Source organism: Ruegeria sp. C9 (assembly GCF_056537585.1).
In genome coordinates this window covers 40,513-65,510 of record NZ_JBQFRU010000010.1, presented here as the reverse complement: position 1 = coordinate 65,510, position 24,998 = coordinate 40,513, and the positions used below count along the sequence as shown (strand labels likewise).

Genomic DNA, 24,998 nt, shown 5'->3' with positions numbered 1-24,998 from the left:
ACACAGCATGTTAGTGATTGCCGTTTACGGGTTGTCTGTATTGCAGTGTTCGCCTCCAGGAGCTCTTTGGACCAGCTGTATTAGAGGCTCTGTGCAATGCTTTCACAGCGGCAGAACTCGGCATGCTATCCTCACCCTTCCGGCCATCCGGAACGGCCTGATCTTTTCTTCTGCGGAATACTGTTTGCGGGTCGCACGGCGAATGTCCTTTACGACCTTCTCACCGTGGCTCAGCTTGGTTCCGGGTTGCTTTCTCATCTCCACTCCTTGGCGGTTACGATGAGCCAGAAACCCTCTCTAATCAAATCACCTTCAACTGTCCCATTGGTGCTGACGTCAGACATGGCCCATCGGAAACACTCTGTTTCGAATAACCCTACCCATTTAATCCGAGCTCCAAGTGCTTTATCTTAAACGTGTCAAAAGGGCCGTTATAGTCCGTTGGGCGAGAATATTGTATGCATTGGGCTCGAACCGGAATATCGTGCCCGGCCAACGGACCAGAATATTTGGATCAGTATCTTGAAAGCGGATCTTTATCTCCAACATTTCCAGTTTCGGGAGCGTCCGTTTGCGCTGCCACCAGATCCGGATTTCATGTTCTGGTCCAAAGGCCACAAGCGTGCGTTCTCGGTGCTGGAATACGGATTGGTGACGCGCGCACCGATTACTTTGCTGACAGGTGAGGTTGGCGCGGGAAAGACCACGTCGCTTTATGCGCTGCTGGAGCGCATCGACAATGATGTGGTGGTGGGGCTCATCTCCAATGGGCAGGGCGGGCGCGGCGAGCTTTTACGCTGGGTGCTCAACGCCTTTGACTTGCCGTACGACACTAATGCCGACTATGTGGAGCTTTACCAACAATTTGTCGATTTCCTGCTGGGGCAATATGCAGATGGTCGATCGGTCCTGTTGATCCTTGATGAAGCGCAAAACCTTTCCGAAGAGACATTGGAGGAGTTGCGCATGCTCACCAATGTCAATTCCAGCAAAGACGAATTGTTGCAACTGATCCTGATTGGCCAGCCGGAACTGCGTGACATGATTTCGCAGCCAGAGTTCAGCCAATTCGCACAGCGCGTCTCTGTCAGCTATCATCTGGGGGCCATGGATGCAGTATCCAGCTGTGACTACATCATTTCCCGCCTTCGGCATGTCGGGGGCAGCGGCCAGGAGTTCACTGAAGCCGCTCTGAACAAGATTTATGACTATAGCGGTGGGGTGCCGCGGATGATCAACAAGATTTGCGATTTGGCGCTGGTCTATGCTGCCAGCGCTGATCAGGCGCGTGTCGATGAGGCAACGATCGAGGAATTGATCGCCGATGGCGTGATCCTGAAGACAGTAGCTGCGCCTGTGTCATTGGCGGATCATTACGTCTTGACTGGAAAATCTGCCAAATGAACCTGCCATTTCGATTTTACTGGTCTCTCTTCAAGCGGCGCCTGCCGGTCATGATGGCGCTGTTTCTGATCTGCTCCGGGCTTGGGGTTGTCACAGCCTTGCAATTGCCGCCGACATACATGTCCTCAGCACGATTGCAGGTGGATCCGCCGCAAATCCCCGATGAAATGGTGGTATCTACGATCCGAACCGAAGTGGCCGAGCAGTTGCAGTTGATAGAAGAACAGCTGATGACACGGGCCAATCTCATTGATATCGCCCAGAGACATCAGGTCTTCGAAGGCATGGCTGCAATGACGCCCGACCGGATTGTGCAGGCGATGCGGGACAGTACCAGAATCCTTCGCAGTGGTGGGCGCGGTCAAGCCTCCCTGATGGCCATCCAATTTGATGCCAGAGACGCCCAAATCGCGGCAGATGTCGTTAATGATTATGTGACCCTTGTGCTGGAGGCGAATAGTTCTTTCCGACGCGAGCGGACAGAAAACACTTTGTCTTTCTTTGAACAGGAGGCCGCGCGGCTTGCTGGAGAAATAGAAGAAGAATCCAGTCGGATCATCGCCTTCAAGAATGAAAATGTCGACGCTCTTCCAGAAGATCTCAGCTATCGGCAAGATCGCCAATCCACATTGCAGGAGAGGCTTGGTCGGCTTGAGCAGGATCGGGCTTCCATTGTTAGTCAACGAAGTGAGATGATCGCCGTTTTTGAAGCAACGGGGCGGCTTGGTTCCGATACGCGACGAGAACTTTCGCCAGAAGAGCAGCGCCTGCAGCAACTCGAGCTTCAACTGGCGGAGGATTTGACCGTTTATTCCGATTCCAATCCGCGGGTTGTTCAACTGCGCAGACAGATTGAGCAGTTAGAACTCGCAATCTCCGGAGGGGATCCCGGGGATTGGCAGGAGGGGACGGAGGCAGAGCCGACGTTTCTCGACATCACACTGGCAGAAATGGATTCACGCATCGAAGAGATCGATCTGGAGATTGTGCGCGTGAACGAAGAATTGGAGCGACTAAGTCGCGCAATTGCCGCCACGGCCACCAATTCGATTACGCTGGAGCGTCTCGAACAAGATCTCGAAAGCGCCCGAACCCGCTACAACTCAGTGTTGGGCAATCTTAACCAAGCTCGCATGGCAGAGCGAATAGAAATCAATGCGCAAGGCGAGCGTATTAGCCTCATCGAAGGCGCCAGCGTACCGCAGGAACCGTCTGGGCCGGCACGCAAAAAAATCGCGGTGATGGGAGGCGCTGTTGGTGGCGCATTGGCGCTGGCATATTTCATGCTTCTTGAACTGCTCAATCAGCGGGTGCGCCATCCTGCAGAGTTGCAGTCCCGGTTTGAAATCGTGCCCATTGGCGTCATCCCCTATCTGGAAAGCCGGGGAGAGAAATGGCGGCGGCGCCTGCTTAGGCTGAGTGCTTTGGCTATTGTGATAGTAGCTGTGCCAGCGGCGCTTTATTACGTACATACTGAATATGTGCCGCTCGAGATATTGGTGAACCGGGTTCTGGTCCAGATGGGCCTGGCTTGAAAGACGCCACGGTTAGAAGGGTAAAGCTGGATGGAAAAATTGCAGGCCGCTCTCGCGAAGGCGCGCGCCGCACGCCATGAGGCTACCGAGACCGTACGCCCAGGTCCCGTTCTGCGAGATCAACACGTGCGCAAGCCTTCCAAATCTAATACGACAGAAACCATCTGGGAGGCATTGCCCCGCTTTGACCTGTCGCCTGCGGTGCTGCGACAGCACCGGATCATCGCGGGCGAGGCAAACAGTGATGCCACCCCTTTTGACCTTCTACGCACCAAGATTATTCTTCAGATGGAGCAAAACGGCTGGTCGCGTCTGGCGATCACTTCGCCGGAACCATCTTGTGGCAAGACCACGTTGGCCTGCAATCTTGCACTGGGTCTGGGACGGCATACAAGTTCGCGCACGATGTTGTTTGATCTCGATCTTGGCTCACCCTCGGTGCATGAGTTTTTCGATCTCAAGATGCGCTATGGTCTGCCGGAAGTGCTCACGGATATGATCGCCTTTGAAAAACAGGCGGTGCGGGTGACAGACAATGTGGCTGTGTCGATTTCACCTCATCCCGAAAAAGACCCCACGCGTTTTCTGATGATGGACCGCACAGCAGAGTTTCTCGATGACATCCAACGCGACTATGCTCCCGACATCATGATCTTCGATCTGCCCTCTGCCCTTTCTTCTGACAAAGCTTTGGCGTTCCTCAAAAATGTCGATTGCGCCCTGATCGTGGCACGGGCGGAATACACCAAGTTCAAAAAGCTTGATCGGACGGAAATCGAGGTTGCCGCCAATACCAATGTCCTGGGAGTGGCATTAAATGGCTGCCGCCGTGGCACACTCTCTGACAGCGATCTGAGCTGATGTTTGGCAGAGGCAGGGTTTGACAGGAACAGTGAAGCCCTGAAGGCAAACGCTCCTACATAGAGCAGTTTAACATACAAAAGACTGCAGAACCGAATAGGCGACCATGATTAGGACCAAATCTATGCCTCCCCGAATCTTGAGGCGACTGCTTCTGACATTCATGCTTTGCTTGGGCCTGACGGCCTGTAAGTCCGTTGAAGAGCGCGCCGAAGCCTATTTCGCCTCAGCCCAAGAACTAATCGAAGAAGGGGATCTCGACCGGGCGGCGGTCGAGTTACGCAATGTCTTTGAACTGATGCCCAACCATGTCGCAGCGCGCGAAACCATGGCAGCTTTGATGCTGCAGAAAGACGACAAGGAGGCCGCCTATGGCCAGTATCTGCGGCTGGTCGAACAGGTGCCTGATCATGTCGAAGGGCGCACGGTGCTGGCAGAGATTGCATTTGCGGCACGCAACTGGGAAGAGTTCTCCCGCCATGCAACCGAGGTGATTGCTCTCGCGCCTGACGCGCCGCGCACTGAGATGATCGCGCTGGCCTTGCAATATGAGCAAGCGTTGGAGGCGCGCGATGGTCCAGCACGAGATGCCGTACGCGATCAGGCTGCGGGTCTGGCACAAGAGGCCCCGGATAATGACATCCTGCAGTTGATCCTCTTTGACGCCTATGTCCGCGACGGGGCCATCGATCAGGCCTTGGTACAGCTGGAGAGAATGATCGCCAAGCAGCCGGACAATCGCGATCTCTATACGCAAAAACTTGTCCTGCTCGAACGGCAAGGCGACTTCACAGCACTTGAAACACAGCTACGCGACATAGTCATCCGGTTTGCCGAGGATGATGAACCTAAGACCCAACTCATTCAGTTCCTGCTGGCCCGGGGCGAGCCTGACAAGGTGGAAGCCTTTCTCCGCGAGGTGTCGGATCCGGCGGCAGAAGACCCTACGCTTTTCATCGATCTAGTGCGTTTCATAAACCAGAGACAGGGGCCAGACGCCGCACGCGCCGAACTGCGCGCTGCATTGGAGGTCGCAGCGGACCCAGAACGGATACAGATCATTCTTGCGGCCCTCGATTTCGAAAACGGCGCAGAAGACACGGCGATCGAAACGCTGCAAACAATGCTGGAAGGCACCGAAGAAGACTCCGACACAGCCAACCGCATCCGCATCACACTGGCCCGGATGTTGCTTCAGACCGGCAACGAGACCCGCGCGCGCCAACTGGTGGCAGACACGCTCGAAGCAGACAGCGACAGTGTCGAAGCGCTCAAGATGCAGGCGGCCTGGATGATCCAGGACGACAAAGCGGACGAGGCCATCGCCACGCTGCGTCTAACCCTTGATACGGCGCCCGATGATGTCGCCGCCATGGACCTGATATCCCAGGCCTATGCGCGCGCTGGCAATCACGAACTGTCCCGCGATTTCCTTGCGCTGGCGGTGGATGCCTCCGACAATGCGCCTGAACCGTCTTTGCGCTATGCCCGGGTTCTGGCAAGTGACGAACGCTATATCGCGGCGGAAGAGGTTTTGATCCCGGCCCTGCGTCGGGCACCGAACAACGCGGATATTCTGGTGCTTCTGGGCGAAGTCTATCTGGCTGCGGAAGATTACGCGCGCGCTGACAGCGTGATCGCGCGCCTGCGCCGCATCAGCACAGAGCGGACCCTTGCAGTGGCGGATGCGCTTCAGGCCCGGCTTCTGGGCAGCCGCGAAGGCGTCGAACAGGCGCTTGGATATCTGCGCGAACTCGCGGAGCGGGAAGACGCCAGCCTCAACACTCAGATTGCGCTTCTGCGCGCACGCCTCAGCAGCGGGCAAACCGAGGCAGCCCTGAGACAGGCTGAGGCGCTTGTCGCTGAATATCCTGACAATGCGGCCCTGCGTTTCATTCTGGCCACCTCTCATGCTGCCGATGGCGCACTGGATGTGGCAGAAAATCAGATTCAGATCCTGGTGGAAGAAGATCCCAGACGGGGTCGGGCTTGGGTCCAACTCTATCGCCTCCAGCGCCTTCAGGGAAAAGACGACAGCGCCTCACAGACCCTGCGTGACGGGCGCGCCGCTCTGCCCTACAACCGCGAACTTCTTTGGGCGCAAGCCGGGGAATTGGAAGCGGCTGGCGATATTGACGGCGCCATTGCCAATTATGAGCTGCTTTATGAGCGCAATTCCAACGACCTTGTTGCCGCCAACAATCTCGCCAGCCTGCTGACAAACCACAAGACAGATGACGCCGGCCTTGAACGCGCCTGGGCTGTAGCCCGGCGCCTGAACGGCACAGATGTGCCCGCCTTTCAGGACACTTATGGCTGGCTTGTCTTTCGCCGCGGTGAGGCGGAAGAGGCCCTGCCCTATCTCGAAAGCGCCGCCGCAGAATTATCGCAGGATCCAATCGTTCAATTCCACCTCGGCCAGACTTACGCCGCTTTGGAGCGCGATGAGGACGCCATCGCACAGTACCGCCGGGTACTGGAGTTTGCGGGGGAAGACGACCCCCGCCCGCAGATCGCCATCGCCCGCGACGAGATCACGCGGCTGGAAGCACTCCCACCTGCGGAGGAATAGTCTGGCCCGCGCCGCTTTCAGTTTTGGAGCACCCCGCTTGGTGGATAAGATGTGACCACTTCCCAAACGGTTTCCTGCATCAACCTCGCCGCTTCGGGACCTGGGTCAGCAGCCGGACTACCATCAGCCAGTTGCAATTGGTGAGGCAAGCCAACGGGCGAGCGTCCATAAAGTACAGCGTAGTGAGTGAGCGCCACGAGATAGCCACCGTATTCACTGAAGTGGATGTTGTCATGGAACAGATCGTTGCGATCACGGATGGGCCCAACCCCGCCAGCAGCCTCAACCTTGCGCACAAAAGCTGCCATGACCTGCCCGGCTGGGATGACATAGATCGGCTTGTCGACTTCTTCATAGGCCAGCGTGCGTTTGAGAATCTCGCCTTCCCAATAAAGACTCAAATCCCGGTCGAGCCGTGTGAGCCAACCCTCCGGATCATCCAATGGATGCCAGGTTTCATAAAGGTAAACACGTGTCTCTGGATTGCCCTCCCAAGCGGCGACGGCCCAGTTGCGCAGATATTCATGCGGCGCGAAATACTTGATCATATCCTTGATCTCGACCGCTTCGGTCAACACCACCGCGTCATAGTCGCCTGACGCCATGGCTTCCTTTGCATCCCGAAAGGCGGGAGGACCGTTAGACTCTTCAAACCCATTGATCACCACATCTGGCTCCCAATGCGCACGTAGCGGCGTCCCCCAACCAAGCTGACTGTTGAAACTGTGTCCCTCGCTGCCGCCCTGTTCCGCCAATTGCTGCAACATCCCCGGCATGTATGGTCCCACGAGACTGTGCCCCAGATGATAGACATTGAGTGGGCCCTCGGGTGCCGATGCAGGCCTATCGTAGATCATGCTGAATTGCGCTTCGTCCACCGGATCAGGCGTGCTGCAGCGGTTGACCAGGCCGCAAGCGGATAGAAAAAGTAGCAATAGTGGCGTGAGTTTTCGTTTGATGCGATGTAAAATCATGTTCGTATTCGTGTGCGTGTTTAATGGTAAAATGAACCCTATTGGATATGTGCAGCGGTAATTAGTTCATTGCAAGGTATACATTCTGGAATCGATTTCATAACGGGATACACAGATCTTCATGACCAACTCGGGCAAGCTACTAATTTATGCGCCAGTACCATTAGTGCAAACCGATTCCGGACTGTATCTTGAGGATCAAGCTTGCAATGGGCTGAGGCTCTGGGCGGAACATTTTGATGAATTGATTACGATGCACCCCGTCTCTCATACAAAGTTGCCAGACGCTTGGGTGCCAATCAATAACGTTGGGCCAAACTTGGATCGCATTCGTATCTTGCCTCTGCCAACGGCCTATCGTCCTGATCAGTTTTTTCGCCACTATCGAGCCACCCGGAATCTAATACGCGCGGAGATCGACAAAGCTGACTACGTAGCCTTCTCCATCGGTGGCCTTACTGGAGATTGGGGATCGGTTGGGGCTTGGCAGGCCCATATGGCGGGTCGACCCTTTGCGATCTGGACCGACCGGGTGGAATCTGAGGTAACCCGCCGCACAGCGTCTAGTAACCCGCTCTGGCATCGCCGGATCAGAGCGCGGTTAGAACATCGGCCCATGTGGGAATGGGAAAAATTTATCATCCGACGCGCGGCTCTGGGCCTGTTTCACGGCAAGGAAACCTATGAGACCTATGCCCCCTATTGCCGCCAACCACAACTCGTGCACGACATCCACATCAAGGCCTCGGAGCATCTCCCTCCCGAAGCTCTGAAAGCTAAGGTTGTCGCTGCGAACAATGGGCCCCTGAAGATCGTCTATACAGGAAGGGCGAGCGCGATGAAGGGTCCGCAAGACTGGGTGGAGGTTCTTGAGACACTTGCCAAGCGACAAGTGGATTTCCAAGCCACATGGCTGGGTGATGGACCGGATCTAGCAGACATGAGGGCGCGCGTCGCCAACGCAGGCCTTGAGAGCCACGTCACCTTCACAGGTTTCGTGAATGACCGCGCTGCGGTTTTCGACCACTTGCGACAGGCCCATATTTTCCTTTTCTGCCACAAGACGCCGGAATCCCCGCGATGCCTAATCGAAGCGCTGGTCTCTGGCACGCCGATCGTCGGCTATAGCAGCGCCTATCCCGAGGATCTGATTTCGACTCATGGTGGAGGACAACTCGTTTCACTGAACAATGTCGCTGCCCTGAGTGAAACAGTGCAGTCGATTGCTGGAGATCGGTTACTCCTCGGAGACATGATGGCCCGAGCCTTGCGGGATGGAGAGGGTTATACCGACGATGCGGTCTTCCAGCACCGCTGCGAGATCATTAAGAAGTATCTTTAAACAACGGATTGCCCGGGAAGGTCGTCTTGTGGTGACCTTCCCCCGCAGCCCGGATCAATGGGTAGCTTCACCGGGTTTGTGCGACAAAGCCACGAACATGTTTCATGCAAACATATCATAAGGGTTCGATATGAAGTATCTTTTATTCAATACGTTGATGAGTATGAAGAAGCCATTTTCCGATGCGGCTCGCGAACGTCGCCAAGCTCAGTTTTTGAAGCGTATGAAAATTAAAGGCGGCGAACGCATCATCGACTTAGGGGGAACGGTAGAATTTTGGAGAGGTTTCCCTGTCCCTCTGAAACTGACAATCGTAAATCTGCCAGATCCTGAGAAGACGGTTGATGCAAGTCACGAGTTGCATGAGATTGAAATTTTGGACGGAGACGCATGTGACGTAAACTTTGCCAATGACTTGTCTTATGACATAGTTTTTTCCAATAGTGTGATTGAGCATGTTGGTGCGATCGACAAGCGTAGAGCGATGGCTGAAGAGGTCTTGAGACTGGCGCCAAGCTACTGGGTTCAAACTCCTTCTATTTGGTTTCCAATTGAAGCTCATTGCAACATGCCGTTTTGGTGGGCCTATCCTGAGTGGTTAAAACGCCGATTAATTTCTCGTTGGTATAAGAAATTGCCTGCTTGGACGGACATGGTGGCCGGGACAACTGTCTTACTGAGAGCTGAAATTTTGTCTTTGTTCCCTAATTGCATACTGTGGACGGAATGGAAGTTTGGGTTCCCCAAGAGTTACGTGGCCTACAAACCTCCGTCTAACAGCAAGGGCCGGGTTTCAGAGCAGATGTAGGCGCCGAAAGCCAGTCCATTCATTGCAGCCTAGCTTGAGCTCGTACCGAGACGGAACTCAAATGGTGAAAAACGCGCTTTGGGTTAGAGTTGTGCTGGAGAAAAAGCCCGTTCGCTTAGTCGTAGTCGCCTTGGCAATCAAAATTGCTCGAACCGTTTGGGCTATATTGGCGCACGGGCGAACTTATCATCCATATCGTTCAGAATCGAACTAAATCCAGAAATTTAGAATGACAAAATAGGATTTGAGACGATGCGTCCAAAACCCGGAACATCCCTCGTTGTTCATTTCACTCCGGGGTGCGTCAAGAGTTTAGACCCGGTTTATCCCGCCGGTGCAAACCGAGGCAATGGCGGTTCAATCGCCATCAGCGCATCCAGCAGCCTTTCTTCCGCTGCTGCATCACTTTCACCTGGTCTAATCGGCGTGCTCAACCGGATGAGTGCCCCATCTGTCCGCCCTTCTCGGATGCCGTCCACCATCAGCCAGAACTTTGCTGCTAGATCCCATGCTACCTTTCGGCCTTTTTGGTCGAACCAGTAGAAAACCATCATCCGCGCCTCGCCGTGCTGAACGATTGCGCGGTTGATCATGAAGGGCGTCGCGCTGCCGACTTCTGCAGCGATGTCGGTTCGTTCTAGCCAGGCGATCTCCCAGCCGCTACCGGGCAGGCATATCTCAGGCGAATGAACGCCACCCCGACCCTGATCCGCATACCAGGCCATGAAAAGTCCGACCTCAGCGCCATCCGCTCGGGTCATATTGACCTGGCGGTAGTCGTCGGCGCCAAGCGTCTCCTCCACAACTGGGTCAAGCCGCTGATGGGGGGTTGTGCGCCAGTCGCCGAGGGTTCGGGGAAAAAGTGCAAAGCGTTCACGGGCCACTTCGATCTGGCCGCGTTCGGGGATCATCTGCCATGTTGCGACGGCCCCGACGGCCAGAATGGCGGCCGTGATTAGTGCGGCTGAAGGCTGAACCAAACGTATGCGTTTGGCTTGAGTCCAAAGCCCGTCCGTTTCCAGATCCAGAGCTTCGGTAAGGCTCATCTTCACGGGGTTAAAGAACAGCATGATCCGGGCAAGAACAAACAGAAGCAACACACAGGCAACAAAGATCACCCATCCTTCGAAGAAATGGGTAAACCCGTCCAACCAGTCGAGCCCGTAGTAGTTGACGACGGTTCCCGCGATGGCGATGCGGACCGAGTTCATGATGACGGTGATCGGCGCGGCCGCGATCAACAGTATAGCTTTGTGCCACATCGGGCCCTTGTAAAGGATGGCAAAGATGTAGCTGAAGCTGAGGATCGGAAAGAGGTATCTGAGCCCAGAGCAGGCCTCGGCCACATGCAGTTTGGTGACGCCCAAATCAATGATGTTGCCGTCAAGAAAGACCGGTACGGACAGAAGCCCTAGCATCCATACGCCCAATTCGGATGAGATCAGTTGCAGCCAGGTAGACATCTTGTAATAGAGCGTGTCGGGCAGCGGTAGCATGTAGACAAGATGCAGTACCGGCGGCCAGAAGTGTTTTCCGGTGGACCAGCCAAAGCTGATCAAAAGAATGCCGCCGACCCAAAGGATCAGCGCATAGGCGGCCATGTCGTCGATATTAGCCAGCCGTGCCAACGCACCAAAAACGAGTGCCAATGCCACGACTGCCACTCCGACCCAACGATCACCAATGGGTCCGGGCCGTTCGGGGTAGTCTTTGAGTTGGCGGAGGAAAAGAAGCCCGGACAGAACCGGGATCAACGGAGCGTGTGAGTACTCTGGCAGGCCCCAGGCAATGCGCAGCGCATCAAGTCCTGGTGATAGAAATATGAACGCCCCCACCGTCGCCACCAAAAGCCATAAAAGGCCCAAGTGCAGGCTTTTACCTACACGGTGGTTCAGAACGGTTTGGGCTGCGGATTCAGTCATGAGGATCTGTTTATCTGGTCGGGCCGGGTTGCCGTATCTTGCGGAAGCTATGTCATCCTAAGCGTAGTCATTAAAGCTTTTCAAACGCCCACCAGACAAAATCATGTCATAGATCTTCATCGTCTAGGCGGCTTTTGTGTTAGAAGTACATAGATTGACAGCATAGCCTTCGCGGCGGTGGAGAAATGTTTCAATGGCCTTGAGCTTGGTTCGAGGCTACGATTTACTCAGCACATGGCGAAATTTGTTCCTCATTGCCGGAGAGGTCACCATTGCGCGCGAGTATTTGTATCCGACCGCCGGTAATGAAGGCCATATAAAGTTACAGTCTCCTGCAAGGATCAGAACACGGGGGCGAGATATAAAAGATTTAATAAACCTATATACCTCACACATTATGGATAGGCCGGACAAAACGCTGAAAGATTTTGCAAACTGCCTGATTGTTTATGACTGACCGCACCTATGTCCTGATCTCTCCATGCCGGAACGAAGCGGCCTATATGCGGCGCACGCTCGACAGTGTGGTGGCGCAAACCGAGACGCCGTCGCTCTGGGTGATCGTCGATGACGGCTCAACCGATGGGTCGATGGATATTCTTACCGAATATGCCGCAAAGCATGACTGGATACGCATCGTCTCCGCGTCCGACCGCGGGCATCGGGCCGTTGGTCCTGGTGTGATTGACGCGTTTTATGCAGGGTTAGACACTGTTTCGCTGGAAAATTATGCCTATCTTTGCAAGCTCGACGTCGATCTGGACCTGCCGCCGCGCTATTTCGAATTGCTGATCGAACGGATGGAGACTGACCCGCGGCTCGGCACCTGTTCGGGCAAGCCCTATATTCGTCAGGATGGCAAGCTGATCTCGGAGCGCCGTGGTGACGAGATGAGTGTCGGTATGACCAAGTTCTACCGCCGTGAATGCTTCTCCGATATCGGCGGCTTCGTACGCGAGGTCATGTGGGACGCCATCGACTGTCATAAGGCGCGCCAGTTGGGTTGGATTGCGCGTTCGTGGGATGACCCCGACCTGAGGTTTGAACATCTGAGGCCCATGGGGTCGAGCCAAACCTCAATCTATACCGGTCGCCGCCGCCACGGGTTCGGGCAGTATTTCATGGGGTCCGACCCGCTTTTCTTTTTGGCGACGGCAATCTTTCGGATGACCGACAGGCCATATGTGCTGGGCGGGTTAGCCACAGTGCGGGGTTATCTGGGGGCCTGGTTTCGGGGGGAAAAGCAGCTCGATGACCCCGAGCTGCGCGCTTTCATTCGGGCCTATCAGCGTCGGGCGTTGTTCAAAGGCAAAGCTCGGGCGATTGCAGAGCAGGAGGCCGCAAAAGCCCGGGCGTGGTCGCTCGGCTCAACTTAGTCCGCATACATCTCCAGCCAGCTCTGGAACATCAGCACATTCCACAGCTGATGACCCCAATTGTGGGTCCCAGCTTGGTGTTGGGACCAAAGCTGCCCGACCAGGACGGGGTCCAGGTATCCTTCTCGGGCCAAGCGCTCGGGGGCCAGCAGGGCAGCGGCCCAGTCCTTGAGCCCTCCGCGCAACCATAGGCCGATGGGAACTTCGAAACCCATCTTCGGGCGCTCGATCAATTCTCGGGGGACGTATCGGTGGAGCACCTGTCTGAGCAGCCATTTCGATTGGCCGCCGCGGACCTTCATGTGAAGGGGCAGCCCCCAGGCAAACTCGGCCACTCGATGATCGAGCAGGGGCGCGCGGCTTTCCAGTGCCACAGCCATGGTCGCCCGATCGACCTTGGTCAGGATGTCGTCAGGCATATAGGCCAACATATCCAACTGCATCATCCGTTCGATCACACCCAGATCGCCACGCGGAGGGAGATGATCAGCCAGGATCGAAGGCGGGTTGGAACCGCCAATGACTGCGGCCTCTGGGAAGCGCCAAACCGATACCATCTTGCGGTGCAGTTCATCTACGTTGTGGCTCGCGGCATAATTGGCCAAGCGATGCAGACGCTGACCGTTGGGTTCCTTGCCTTGCGGAGTTGCGCGGATGGGCTCGATCAACTGGTTCAGAAGCGTTGCGGGGAGAGCGCGAACGGCCCCCGCCCCAAGACGACGTAATTGGGAGGGCATCAATGCCAGCTTTCTGAGCAGCGCCGCGCCTTGCTGATAGCGGTCGTAACCGCCGAAAAGCTCATCTCCACCGTCGCCAGAAAGCGCCACCGTAACGTGTTGGCGCGCCAGTTCGGCAATTAGGAACGTCGGAATTTGAGAACTGTCGGCGAAAGGTTCGTCATAGATAGTAGGCAATCGAGGGATCACGTCGCGCAGGTCTGTGTCGCCTACATAAAGTTCTGTGTGGTGCGTGCCTAGATGTTTCGCCACATCGGCGGCGAATACGGCCTCATTATAGCGGGCTTCGTGGAAACCGATGGAAAAGGTATGTACCGGCTTGTTTGATAGGTGCTGCATCAGCGCCACGATGGTCGAACTGTCGATGCCGCCCGACAAGAAGGCTCCAAGCGGCACGTCTGACATCATCTCGTTGCCGACAGCATCCAGCAGGAGTGCTTCAAGCTGGTTGATGGCCTCAGCATCAGTTGGCACCGGGCCGCGGGGAGCGGCAGCAATGGCACCCCCGTTCCAGTAAAACTTGCGGGCGAAGCCGGGGGCTGTCAGCGAGACTTCGGCCATCTCGCCCGGACGCAGCTTCATCAGCCCTTCATAGATCGTCAGGTCTTCGGGGACATGACCGTGGCGCAGCATCGCCACCAGCGCGTCGCGGCGCACTTCGGCGCGGAACGCGGGATGCGTGCGCAGTGCTTTGAGTTCTGACCCGAACAGGAATAGTGCGTCTTTTCCAGTGCCCTGCCAGCCATAGTAAAGCGGTTTTTCCCCCAAACGGTCGCGCGCCAGCAGAAGCTTCCTCTCCTCGCGGTCCCACAGCGCGATGGCAAACATGCCTTGGGTACGCCGGATCGTTTCTTCGAACCCCCAGACCTCGAAGCCACGCAGCATGACTTCAGTATCGGATGTACCGCGCCATTCCGGCGCCTTACCTGTGTCTTCCAATTCGGTTCGCAGGGCTCGGTGGTTGTAGATCTCGCCATTGTAGACCAGTTGGTAACGCCCGGTTGACGACACCATCGGTTGGTGTCCCGCAGGTGACAGATCGACGATGGCCAGTCGCAGATGGCCCAGGGCAACGCCTACCTCCTCATCGACCCAATGGCCCTGGCTGTCAGGACCGCGATGAGCAATGGCACTCATCATCGCCTGAACGCAGGTCGGAGCGTCCTGTACCTGAGGGTGACCCGGAAGCCAGAGAAAACCGGTGATACCGCACATAACGTGGTCTTAATACCTTACAAATTTCCCTAGTCTTAATGCCGGGGCGGAGAACATGAGGCAAGCGTACAGTCTCTTGCGCGGAAAAACTGTTTTTATGATGCTTCTTGCGCGCCGCGAGACGGGTATTGTGGTCGCTGGTTGCCAAAAAAATCATCATAAGCGATAGGTTGGGTTTCATCGGCGTCACCAAGCGCCGAGGAGCCGGGCAGGGGGGCATAAGTATCAAACATACCGGGGGTATTTAGTGTGGCCGTTTGTGCGCGAAGATCGACTGTAGATGTCTGATAGCCCCTTTCGCGAGGGCTGAAAAAGAGATTTGTGGAACTGGAAAGCGGGGCGTCACCGATCATTGGGTCATCAGTTCCCGTTTGATAGACAACATTGTTGGCGACCGTGATGTTATTGAAATGGTCCTGCCAGTTCACAAATATTGCCATATTGTCAGCAACATCCCATTGATATGCGTCTCGTCGGAGCCGGTTCACGAACGTATTATTTAGAATAGAAATCGGAGCGGAGTTGTTGTCTGGGGATGTGGAAGAACCGCCATTATGTCCGTCCAATAAAATAAATGCATGAGGGTTCGTGGTTCCAAGAGATTGTTCAGAATCCGGCAGAACAAAAACGTTGTTTCGGATGGTGGTGCCCCCAAAACCGAAATTTACGAGATTGGCAGTTTGATACCCTCCAACCACGTAATTTTTTTCAAACAAAGCATTTATGGGAAGCTTTTTCTGACCTTCACCCGGCCCCATTGTCACAACATTGTAACCTCCCTCAAAGGCATTCGCCTGGCAGTTGATTTTGGCGCCTTCGAAAGAGCTTGCATTCAATCGTAAGCACGGCTGCGTCGCAATAATTTTGCCATTTCCAGACCATCCTTGTCGAATAAAGAAATCAGAATTTTGAATGATCGAAACAACAGCATTTCCCGCCAATCGAGCCCCCCATCCTCCATTGCCGGTTGAATCGATCAGAGCATTGACATCAGATATGATTGAAGAGCCGGTGATGGCAAACCCTTCAAAGCTGGCGTCTAGAACCGCCGTACCAAAGTTGGTGACAACCGTATCGTTCAAAACGACAGAATGACCACCTTCGGTTTGGCCTACAATAATTGCAGCCAGAAGACCTGAAACGGAGCACCCATCCAACAATGCCAAATGCGGTGGGTTATTAAACCAAGTGAACAGGATGGGGTGCTCTCCGCCCAGAACCGAGGTTGAATCAAACCCGGACTCAAGAACCACATTTTGCCAAACCATATCTTTGGAAGGGTTTGGGATTCTTGGGGCGATGTCGTTCCAGAAAACCCCTCCTGTACAAAAAACCAGCGGCCTGTCAGCATTGCCGTCTCCTGCAACAATATGGAAGGATGGGGTATGTCCGCCAAACCCAGGCGAAATGCCGGAGAAGGTATATTCTTCGCCCCGATTTAACACGATCCTTTTGGGTGCCGCTTCTTGCCCTGCAATATTGTCGTTAAAAACGCTGCTGATATCGCCAGTTTTAAGGCGCCGAGCCCGAGGCGGAGAATGTTCGAAATTACCGGAGGGGCTGAGAAAAAGCGTGTTTCGGGCTGGAAATACGGCGCCAGGGTCTTCGATCACGATATCGGTTGATGCTGTGGCTGTCTTTCCCGAAGCTGGTTCGATGACGAAAACCGAAACGCGATAGCTGCCCGGAGTGCGAAACGTATGTGAGACCCAAGGGCCATATGCGACACCGGCGTTTAGGTGTTTACCAGGCAGGTTCTCTGGCGCCTGGAAATCGTATGGATCATCAAAGTCCCAAAAATAGTATAAGTCATGAAACCGGCTGTCATAGATTTGACCAGCGGTTGGCGCCACAGCGTCAAAGCCATCGACCGTCACTTCAAAAAAGACGGCATCGGGGGACACCTGCCAAACTGAGCGGCGCATAACGGTAATTTCAGCTGTAGCACCTTCAGACATGTAGGGGACTCCCGGCTGGAAATTTTACCTTGTTAGCAAGCGTTAATCTGATGAGAAACACAACCCTATTTAAGTTGCGGGCTCGTATGAAGCATTTTAAGTGATCGTGTTTCTTGACGGCGCCAGTGCCTGAAATTGTGTCACAAGTTGGATTGGTGACAGACAGGATTGGTGACAGTGTCAAAATCTTCGTGTACCCACTGGGCGTTGCTTTTGAATGCTGGGCGCGGGGCGGCTCCAAAATGTTCGGATATATCGTCCTGTATACTTGGCCGCTAGTCGTATTCGCCTTTTTCCGCGTCTGGTCTCCGGCCGTCGCGTTATTGGCGGCAATCATCGGGGGATATCTGTTCCTACCGACGGGATTGTCTCTTGACTTGCCCGGCTTACCAGCCCTGAACAAAGATACGATACCAGCAACTGCGGCTTTTATAGCTGCAATGATAACTTCAGGAACGACTACACCAACGAGCCTGCCGGGCTGGCTCCCCAAAAAACGTTTGCCAATACTTTTGATCGTTATTCTGATTTTGGGTACATGCTTGACAGTTTTAGCCAACAGACACCCATTGTTCTATGGGCCTCTCGTCTTTCCGGCTCTCCGAGTCTGGGACATTCTTTCGACATTGCTTTCAGCTGTAATGATGCTTCTGCCTTTCATTCTCGGACGGAAATATTTAGCACATCCGGAGAAGCAATGGCTTTTTCTGAAGGCGCTTGTCATTGCTGGAACTGGATATTCGCTACTGGCTCTATATGAAATTCGGATGTCGCCGCAGCTTAATTTCATGATTTATGGGTATTTCCCGCACGCATGGGAACAACATATTCGCCCGGGCGGTTATCGCCCACTTGTTTTCGTGCAGCACGGCCTTTGGTTGGCGATGTTCTTCGCTATGTGTGTCTTGGCTGCCGGCGGACTTGCCAAATACGTCAAAGAGAAAAGAGGGCGTGTCTACCTCCTGCTTTGCGTATGGTTATTGATGACGTTGTTTCTATCAAATTCTCTTGGGGCGTTTTTAATCGCAGCGATCCTGATAGTTGTGATGTTTGTTCTGAACGTCAGATTGCACTTTGCGATTGCTGCAGTGTTTTCTGGCATTGCTCTGCTTTATCCGATGCTTCGTGGTGCTGATCTTGTACCTGTCAATACTATCATTGAATGGGTTACAACCTTGAGCGTTGATCGAGCAGATTCCTTGGAATTTCGGGTAGTTAACGAAAATTATCTGTTGGAGAAGGCGCGCGAACGACCGCTGTTTGGATGGGGCGGGTGGGGTCGCAGTTTTGTGTATGATCCAGCCACCGGTGAAGGCATCAGTCTAATTGCTGATGGGTATTGGGTGGGGGTAATTGGTGTAGGTGGATGGGCGCGATACCTATCCGAGTTTGGATTGCTTTGTCTCCCGGCCCTAGTACTTTTTTTCAGAGCCCGGAGATTTGGTCTGGGACCAGAGACGGCTATTCTTTCGTTGGTTTTGGTCGCAAATGTGATCGACTTGCTTCCCAATGCGACAGTAACGCCAATTACCTGGCTTATAACCGGGGCGCTGTGGGGTAGACTAGAACTCGGCCGTGTCGCAACATCCGACACTGAAATGGCACCAGTAGCTGAGCCCAAGCATGCCCTTGCCCGTGCCCGCCCACGGGCACCCCTGCCGCCATCATCACCTGTGCCGGGACCGTCGGCCATGAAATCACGACCTACCAGCCGCTACACCCGGCAAACCAACCGGATCATTCGGAACGGTCGCGGAAGGAAAGGAACTGACGCATGACAGGGCAACCGACGGTTGGGGCCGTCGTCATAGGCCGTAATGAAGGGGATCGATTGGTGCGGTGCCTGGCCTCAGCCACTGAACAAGCAGATAGGGTTGTTTATGTGGACAGCGGTTCAACTGATGGCAGTCAACAGGCCGCGAAAGCCGTAGGCGCAACATGTGTCGAATTGGACCAAAGCCAACCCTTCACAGCGGCGCGCGCACGTAATGCCGGGTTCGATATCTTGCAAAAAGACCCGGTGCCGGTGCAATTTGTGCAATTCATCGACGGAGATTGCGAATTGCAACCAAGTTGGATCGAAGCCGCACGATCCTTTCTGGCGGAAACGCCGACTGCGGCCGTCGCCTGTGGTCGCCGCCGTGAACGCTTTCCCGAAGCGTCGGTTTACAATCGGCTTATTGACCAGGAGTGGGATACGCCGGTGGGACAGACCAGAGCCTGTGGTGGAGATGCGCTGATGCGCAGCAAAGCCTTGTCGGCTGTTGGCGGTTTTGATCCGGCCCTCATAGCGGGGGAAGAGCCTGAATTATGTGTCCGCCTGCGCGCAGCGGGTTGGTCGATCTGGCGGCTTGATGAGGAAATGACGTTGCACGACGCGGCTCTGACCCGGTTTGCGCAATGGTGGAATCGGAACCGGCGTGCGGGCCACGCATATGGGGAAGGGGCGGCCATGCACGGGTCTCCGCCCGAACGCCACTGTGTGCGGGAGACCCGATCAGCTCTCGCCTGGGGGGCTGTGTTTCCCCTGCTTGTTGTGACGGGTACACTTGTGACATCTTGGTCGCTCGCGTTACTTTTAGTCTGGCCCGCTCAGGTGCTGCGCCTGGTATCGCGTGGTATGGACCCGACCCGTGCCCTGTTTATAACACTGGGTAAGATCCCTGAGGCACAAGGTGTCCTGGGCTATTGGTGGGACCGGTTCCGCGGACGCCGGGCAAAGTTGATAGAGTACAAATAGGATCTTACCGCCCGGCAAAGGGCAGAATGTCAAAAACGCTTGGGTTCATCCAGATTGTAGCCATTACAATTCCACAGGAAGCAATCAGAAAAGCGAGGTCTTGTTTGGGGTACCACCCACTGTAAGGCCGGATAAAATAGACCAGAAATGGATAGGAAAAAATATCAACGATAACAGGAGCCAAAGCTGCACCGATCAAACCAAACTTGCTGACCATAGGCAACAACACCAAGATACGAGCAATTGCGGTGCCTGTTGTGAATATGGTGAAATCGCGCGAGTTTCCATTCGCCAATAGTATCTTATCGTAGCTCATGATGACCTGCCTTGGGATCATCGCCAGACTAAGAAGCACCAGAATTGGCCCTGCAGCGTGGTAACGGGGATCATAGAGAAAAGTTACAGCTAAAACGCCAACCATAGCCAAGACTGCAGCCATTCCAAGTGTTCCCATGGTCAGTAGCATTCGCGCACGTCCAATACTCTTTCGGTTTGCGTCATTGTCTGCGGGCGGTCGGGTACGATAAAGCGGGAACAATATCCGCTCTAGCAATTGCGTGCTGAGTGTGAGCGGGACAGCGGCAAGCATGAAAGCGATGGTGTAGACTGCAAGATCTTCAAGGCTTACATATTTCCCGAGTACCATTCGGTCACCTTGCTGCACAAAGAAGCCTGCAGCAGTCCCAAGGATAATATACTTTCCGAAATGAAAGATTTCCCTAAAAGCGTCGCGCTCCCAAGCAAGTCTGTTTGCGGGCCCGGGCAAGATTGTATGTGAAAGAACAACACGAACGCTGACCCCAACAAGTGCGCCCATTACAAGCGCCCAAACCGAGTTTAGCCAAAGCGCCATAACAATCATGAATACTGTACCAGAAGTTTGTGACGCTAGTTCCATCGCCGTCAAACGGCCTAACGTGAGATGTCGATTAGCGAGATACATTTTCGTCGACTGGAAACCCTGGATGAATGTTGACATCGCCAAAACCGGAATGATGAGACCAAGTTCAGGTTGTTCATAAAATGCGGCAATCGGATTTGAGATAAGACACGCCACAACCCAAAGCACAGCACCTCGAATGACTTGTAACGTCCAGGCGGTGTTCAGGTACTTGGGATCATCGCCTCGCGGACTCCGTACAACGGACGCACCTATGGCCACGTCAGAAAACATTTCGAGCCCGGCGATGACAACCTGCACCAGGGCCATCAGGCCGAACGCTTCAGGAAAAAGAATGCGCGTCAGGATCAGGTTCGACCCCAGGCGGATCAACTGGCTGCTGCCGAAGCCCATGACACTCAGGGCTGTTCCGCGGATTGCCCGCACCTTCAAACCATCACCGCTGAGAACGGACCGGAGCGCTGCTTTCATGATGGCAGCATCCGGAAATCGGGTTGATTTACCATGCCTTAACCGGTTAGCCGTGTCAGATTGATGGATTCCATGAACCGCAGGTCCAGCGCCTGTTCATACTTTTGTGCAGCCTCTGGCAGCACCTGCCCTGAGTGCAGAAGCACCCAATCTGCAAAGGTTAGCTCGTTGCGGGTCCAGATTGTGTCATAGATGTTGATGAACTCGCGGAAAGTTCCTGTCTGTACTTTGTGCCAGAAGAAATCCGTTGTTGCGTAATCGACGAAGGCAAAGCAGTCACGATAAGCCGTCCAGCTGTCTTCCAGCGTCCAGTTCAACGGACGTCCAATACGTGTGAGGAACGTTGAAGCGATGTAGCTCTCCGCAGCTCCAATCTGGCAAAGCTCACCGATGGGGATTTGGGCATAGATGTCCGACAACGCCTCGGGCCAGTGTTTGGGCAATGGGTCGGTTCGCAGACCGGGCGTCCAGTAGCGCAACATATCCTCCGCATGACCAAAGACGGTCTGATCTGTGACGTGATAGGGCGCGAATTTGAGCGTTCCGTGACCTACGCCGATGATCCGGTGCAGCTGTTCAAATCCGCCTCCGGCCGGAAAGCTGCGCGCAATGGCCGCGAGGAATCCCATGACATTGGGCCGGTACAGCCGCTGATCAGTGCGGGTTTTCATGATCCAGATTGCACCATTCTTATGCGCCTGGATGATCCCGGCACCGGCGCTGACCAGTTGCATGTTGATGTTGAAGAGCCCCGGGGCCGCGGGCTTTTCGGATAACACCACATCGACCCCTTCGGCACGGATGGGGGCAAGATCGGCCTCAGGCGTGTCGTTCCAGGTCGACAGGATTAGCCGCACACCAGGCATGTTGCGGCGATAAATCCGCAGGGTTTCGACAGTGAAATCATCCTGTATGGAGATCGGCCCCTGCATGACGATTGCCATCGGTTCATCCGTGGATTCAGGTTCGGACTGATTGGCGATCTGCCGGCTCAGCTTGGGGCGCTGCGTATATGTTAGAAAATGATCTGATGACCGGGTGATTTGCTCCAGGCTCCACATCAGCAGGCGCCGGGCGACTTTGACCATCACGGTATCGGTCGTATCCATGATGTTTATCCCGCTAGGCCATTGATGGCCTTTTGCGACACTGGTGCCGCCAGGAAGGCATCAAGATCATCCGGTACGCCGATGCCGTGCATCCCGGCGCCAACTCGACCAATGGAATGACAGGCAATCGCAGCACCTTGTTCGATCATTTTCGTGTAAGCAGGAGCCACATAGAACTCTCCGTTCACGCGGATATTGGCGGCGATCATCGCATCTGCGGCAGCCACAAAATCGCGGCCGTGCGCAAAGTTATATATGCCTACCGTCGCCTCGTTCGAAACGACTTCCTTTTCGACCACCTCGGTAACGCGACCGCTGTCATCTCGGCGTATGAAGGACCATTTGTCATCATCAGCCCACATCGTCATAATCAGCCCATCGGCTGTGCCCATATCGACCAAATAGGCATCAATGTCGGCATCAATGTATTGGTCACAATTGGCGATCATCAGCGCATCGTCATTGTTGATGGCAGCACGATTGAGAAGAACGGTGCAGGCCGCCCCTTCAGTCACCGCATCGACATAGGTGATCGTGCAGCCCGGTGCCCAGCCCCGCAGTTTGCCGGCCAAACCATATTCGCTGTCGTGCTCGCGCAGGATCAGGAAATGGAACTGGTGTGGCACAGACGGCGTCAAGTTGGCGATCACAACCTGGATCATTGGAAACCCGTGGATTGGGATCAGGGGCTTGGGCAGATCATAGCCTACATCAGCAAACCGGCTTCCCCGACCGGCCATTGGGACTACAATGTTCAGCATTCGTATTTGTCTCCGGTCACGCTTGGGGTCTTGACGACAACGGTGGTCACATCGGTGAGAGCCTCAAAATCGGTCGCCTCACCCGGTTCGATCAGGATGATGTCGCCAGCGCCGTATTCTATGCCGTTCATTCGGACCCGACCTGTGGCAATCAACGTCACCTCGGGGGCAATCTTGTGCATATGACGAGCTTCTTTCGCGCCTGCTTCGTAGGATTTCATTGCCACTTCGGCATCTCGAGTACGCAGCACCACAGGATCAAAATCGCCGACAAACCACCCCTTGGTCATGTTTTCCAGACGAAATATCTTCATGAAGCTGCCTCTCGCCGGCGGGCGATCAGTTCCTGTTCATAGTCTTCGACCGCCTGCGGTGTTGCCAACGAAATGTATTGCGCGCGATCGACCTGATAGGTGCCGACCGATTTCTGTAACAGGATCAGCTCGTTAAAGGTTGGGCAGACGAAATAGCCTCCGTTCACATCGGCTCCTTTCATGATCATGGTCTGCGCTGCATCCACGAAATCCTGTCCGCGCCTGAAATAATACACCCCCGCCGTGGCATTGCGGCTGATCGGGCGTTTTTCCGCCGCTTCAATGACCATGCCGTTTTCATCGGTTTTCACGAAAGACCAACGGGGATGAACACTGTCGAACACGACCGTCCCGGCGTCCAGCTTGCGCTTGCGGAAATCAGAGATTGCAGCGGCCACGTCGAATGCCAGTATCTGGTCGGCATTGGCGATCAGAAGCTCATCATCATTGGCCACGTGCTCAACCGCCAGCAGTGCCGTGCAAGCTGCTCCAGCGGTGTCACCTTCCGTGCGGACGATATGACAATTGGAGTGCAAAAGCTGCAAAACCTCGCGCAAGTGAAAGCGCAGATCATCTTCCTTGCGAACGATAAAGACAAACTCCACGCCATCGATCACATTCAGGCAGTCAGTGGCATGTTCGATCATCGGGCGTCCGTCGATCTCGATCACCGGCTTGGCAAAAGGAAAACCGTGATTGCGAAACCGCTCATCGCTGCCGGCCATGGGAACCACGATTTTCATACCTCGCCCTCCTCTACACGAGCAATGGCATCCAGGATGCGATCCAGTTGTACATCATAGACGCTTTGTACCACCAGCAGATGGCAACCTGCATCCTCGGCTGCTTTGATGCCGTTTTGATTGTCCTCAACCACTAAACACTGGTCGGGGTGCAGTCCCAACTTGGCAGAAGCCGTCAAATACATGTCAGGATCGGGTTTCGGCTTGGAGACATCTTCGTTCGAAAGCATCACATCAAGATAACCGTCCAGTGCGCTTTTCTGCATCATCAATTCGACGCTGTTCCGCACCGAATTCGAGGCCAGACCCAGTTTGTAGCCACGGGCTTTGAGGTTTGATAGCGCATATTCATGCACAAAGACCGGATGGCAGTTTACATGCACCTGATCGACGGTAAATTTCTGCTTCAGCGTGTTCAGAAACCCGTGCAGTCCTCGCGGCAAACCACGTTCTTTGGACAGCATCTCCAGCTTGGTGCGCGTTGGCAATCCGTCAAAGGTCGACAGGTGATCGGCCCGTGAAATCGTGTAGCCAAAATGCTCTAGCGCGCGGTTTAAAGCATGATAATGCCATTCTTTAGCGTCTATCAACACGCCATCCATATCAAATATAACCGCCTCAATTTTCATGATTAAAATACTCCTTGGCCGCTTCCGGGTAATCAGTGCAAATCAGAACATCTTCATGTCTGGAGACATCCCATACTGCGAGGCGCTCCCATACTGGTTCATAGGTGCGTTTGTGTAAGTCAGGTGAAACAACACACACGCGTTTTCCCGCATCCAAATGTCGTGAGATGTCATCGCGATCCCACCAGTCGGTCCAGAATGCGTCCAGCCAGACGCCTGCGGCCTCTGAATAAAGAGGTGGTTCCGGTTCGGCATCAGAATGGCGGGTGAAAACCGGGACCCCGGCGTTGAGCCAGTGCAGCGTGTCCGGTACCGACATGTCGAAGACGAAAGCATCGCGCACTTCAAATTGATCCAGTAGATCCCGGACCATCACCTGCAGACCGTCCGCCTTAATGTTTAGCGCCAGTGTCAGTCTCGGGTCTGCCTTAGCGTGGATCGCGAACATCTCTTCGGCCTGCATGGCACCGGCCTTTGGCGGATCGTGCGCAATGGCCAGATCGCCGCCCAAATCGCGGAGGTCGGTTTCGGTACCGAATCCCAGTTCGAATGATCGGGTGAAGGCCACCGGTGCATTCTTTTCCGCCTCGGTCTTCCAATAACCTCTATGACTTAAAATTTGCATG

At 54.6% G+C, this 24,998-nt stretch carries 20 protein-coding genes and 1 pseudogene; 9 read left to right on the top strand and 12 right to left on the bottom strand.

Annotated elements, in window-relative coordinates; all coding sequences use genetic code 11:
- Window positions 1-83: 83 nt before the first annotated feature.
- Window positions 84-258: pseudogene (locus tag ACR0NE_RS20750) on the bottom strand (IS3 family transposase); the annotation flags it as partial.
- A gap of 264 nt (window positions 259-522) precedes the next feature.
- Here ACR0NE_RS20750 and ACR0NE_RS20745 point away from each other — a divergent pair.
- The 4 genes from ACR0NE_RS20745 to ACR0NE_RS20730 all read left to right on the top strand — a co-directional run bounded on the left by ACR0NE_RS20745 (window position 523) and on the right by ACR0NE_RS20730 (window position 6,372).
- Entirely contained in the window at window positions 523-1,404 is an 882-nt protein-coding gene (locus ACR0NE_RS20745; protein WP_170567779.1) for an ExeA family protein, read from the top strand.
- Window positions 1,401-2,939: a GumC family protein gene (locus tag ACR0NE_RS20740; RefSeq protein WP_170399527.1), complete on the top strand. Its 1,539-nt coding sequence runs from the start codon at window positions 1,401-1,403 to the stop codon at window positions 2,937-2,939. Before ACR0NE_RS20745 ends, ACR0NE_RS20740 begins: the two co-directional genes overlap by 4 nt.
- A gap of 30 nt (window positions 2,940-2,969) precedes the next feature.
- Entirely contained in the window at window positions 2,970-3,800 is an 831-nt protein-coding gene (locus ACR0NE_RS20735; protein ID WP_170399530.1) for a CpsD/CapB family tyrosine-protein kinase, read from the top strand.
- Window positions 3,801-3,924: 124 nt separating this feature from the next.
- The gene (locus tag ACR0NE_RS20730; RefSeq protein WP_170598681.1) at window positions 3,925-6,372 is read left to right on the top strand and encodes a tetratricopeptide repeat protein; all 2,448 of its coding nucleotides are present in this window, start codon (window positions 3,925-3,927) and stop codon (window positions 6,370-6,372) included.
- Between the two features lie 17 nt (window positions 6,373-6,389).
- Here ACR0NE_RS20730 and ACR0NE_RS20725 read toward each other — a convergent pair whose 3' ends face one another.
- Complete coding sequence (locus ACR0NE_RS20725; protein ID WP_480459934.1) at window positions 6,390-7,250, bottom strand: hypothetical protein; 861 nt, start codon at window positions 7,248-7,250, stop codon at window positions 6,390-6,392.
- 388 nt (window positions 7,251-7,638) lie between these two features.
- Here ACR0NE_RS20725 and ACR0NE_RS20720 point away from each other — a divergent pair, with 388 nt between their 5' ends.
- Together ACR0NE_RS20720 and ACR0NE_RS20715 are read left to right on the top strand one after the other, a co-directional pair.
- Window positions 7,639-8,688, top strand: coding sequence for a glycosyltransferase (locus tag ACR0NE_RS20720; protein WP_480437946.1), 1,050 nt, complete (start codon window positions 7,639-7,641; stop codon window positions 8,686-8,688).
- A 130-nt stretch (window positions 8,689-8,818) separates the two neighbouring features.
- A complete protein-coding gene (locus tag ACR0NE_RS20715; RefSeq protein WP_170399542.1) occupies window positions 8,819-9,496 on the top strand; it encodes a class I SAM-dependent methyltransferase in 678 nt (225 codons plus the stop codon).
- Between the two features lie 323 nt (window positions 9,497-9,819).
- On the opposite strand, the gene xrtD is transcribed toward ACR0NE_RS20715, so the two are convergent.
- Window positions 9,820-11,418 (bottom strand): VPLPA-CTERM-specific exosortase XrtD, encoded by a 1,599-nt coding sequence (gene xrtD / locus ACR0NE_RS20710; protein ID WP_170567787.1) that lies wholly within the window; start codon window positions 11,416-11,418, stop codon window positions 9,820-9,822.
- Window positions 11,419-11,867: 449 nt separating this feature from the next.
- Here xrtD and ACR0NE_RS20705 point away from each other — a divergent pair, with 449 nt between their 5' ends.
- Window positions 11,868-12,794: a glycosyltransferase family 2 protein gene (locus tag ACR0NE_RS20705; protein WP_170567789.1), complete on the top strand. Its 927-nt coding sequence runs from the start codon at window positions 11,868-11,870 to the stop codon at window positions 12,792-12,794.
- Here the strand turns inward: ACR0NE_RS20705 and asnB are convergent.
- Window positions 12,791-14,746 (bottom strand): asparagine synthase (glutamine-hydrolyzing), encoded by a 1,956-nt coding sequence (gene asnB / locus ACR0NE_RS20700; RefSeq protein ID WP_170598685.1) that lies wholly within the window; start codon window positions 14,744-14,746, stop codon window positions 12,791-12,793. The two genes, ACR0NE_RS20705 and asnB, sit on opposite strands and share 4 nt — an antisense overlap.
- 95 nt (window positions 14,747-14,841) lie before the next feature.
- Window positions 14,842-16,704, bottom strand: coding sequence for a PKD domain-containing protein (locus ACR0NE_RS20695; protein ID WP_170598688.1), 1,863 nt, complete (start codon window positions 16,702-16,704; stop codon window positions 14,842-14,844).
- Between the two features lie 125 nt (window positions 16,705-16,829).
- Here ACR0NE_RS20695 and ACR0NE_RS20690 point away from each other — a divergent pair, with 125 nt between their 5' ends.
- Window positions 16,830-18,482 carry an O-antigen ligase family protein gene (locus ACR0NE_RS20690; RefSeq protein ID WP_170598691.1) on the top strand — a complete coding sequence of 551 codons (1,653 nt, stop codon included), beginning with the start codon at window positions 16,830-16,832 and terminating at the stop codon, window positions 18,480-18,482.
- Window positions 18,479-19,444 carry a glycosyltransferase family 2 protein gene (locus tag ACR0NE_RS20685; RefSeq protein ID WP_170399560.1) on the top strand — a complete coding sequence of 322 codons (966 nt, stop codon included), beginning with the start codon at window positions 18,479-18,481 and terminating at the stop codon, window positions 19,442-19,444. The genes ACR0NE_RS20690 and ACR0NE_RS20685 overlap by 4 nt, the downstream gene beginning before the upstream one ends.
- A gap of 4 nt (window positions 19,445-19,448) precedes the next feature.
- Here ACR0NE_RS20685 and ACR0NE_RS20680 read toward each other — a convergent pair whose 3' ends face one another.
- The 7 genes from ACR0NE_RS20680 to ACR0NE_RS20650 are packed head-to-tail and all read right to left on the bottom strand — an operon-like array spanning window position 19,449 to window position 24,997.
- Window positions 19,449-20,816: an oligosaccharide flippase family protein gene (locus ACR0NE_RS20680; RefSeq protein WP_170399563.1), complete on the bottom strand. Its 1,368-nt coding sequence runs from the start codon at window positions 20,814-20,816 to the stop codon at window positions 19,449-19,451.
- A gap of 38 nt (window positions 20,817-20,854) precedes the next feature.
- The gene (locus ACR0NE_RS20675) at window positions 20,855-21,925 is read right to left on the bottom strand and encodes a WavE lipopolysaccharide synthesis family protein (protein WP_170399566.1); all 1,071 of its coding nucleotides are present in this window, start codon (window positions 21,923-21,925) and stop codon (window positions 20,855-20,857) included.
- Between the two features lie 5 nt (window positions 21,926-21,930).
- Complete coding sequence (locus ACR0NE_RS20670) at window positions 21,931-22,686, bottom strand: glycosyltransferase family 2 protein (RefSeq protein WP_170399568.1); 756 nt, start codon at window positions 22,684-22,686, stop codon at window positions 21,931-21,933.
- Window positions 22,680-23,000, bottom strand: coding sequence for a cupin domain-containing protein (locus tag ACR0NE_RS20665; RefSeq protein WP_170399572.1), 321 nt, complete (start codon window positions 22,998-23,000; stop codon window positions 22,680-22,682). The genes ACR0NE_RS20670 and ACR0NE_RS20665 overlap by 7 nt, the downstream gene beginning before the upstream one ends.
- Window positions 22,997-23,743 (bottom strand): glycosyltransferase family 2 protein, encoded by a 747-nt coding sequence (locus tag ACR0NE_RS20660; protein ID WP_170399574.1) that lies wholly within the window; start codon window positions 23,741-23,743, stop codon window positions 22,997-22,999. The genes ACR0NE_RS20665 and ACR0NE_RS20660 overlap by 4 nt, the downstream gene beginning before the upstream one ends.
- The gene (locus ACR0NE_RS20655; RefSeq protein WP_170399577.1) at window positions 23,740-24,372 is read right to left on the bottom strand and encodes an HAD family hydrolase; all 633 of its coding nucleotides are present in this window, start codon (window positions 24,370-24,372) and stop codon (window positions 23,740-23,742) included. Before ACR0NE_RS20655 ends, ACR0NE_RS20660 begins: the two co-directional genes overlap by 4 nt.
- Entirely contained in the window at window positions 24,362-24,997 is a 636-nt protein-coding gene (locus ACR0NE_RS20650; RefSeq protein WP_170567797.1) for a PI-PLC domain-containing protein, read from the bottom strand. Before ACR0NE_RS20650 ends, ACR0NE_RS20655 begins: the two co-directional genes overlap by 11 nt.
- Window position 24,998 lies beyond the last annotated feature (1 nt).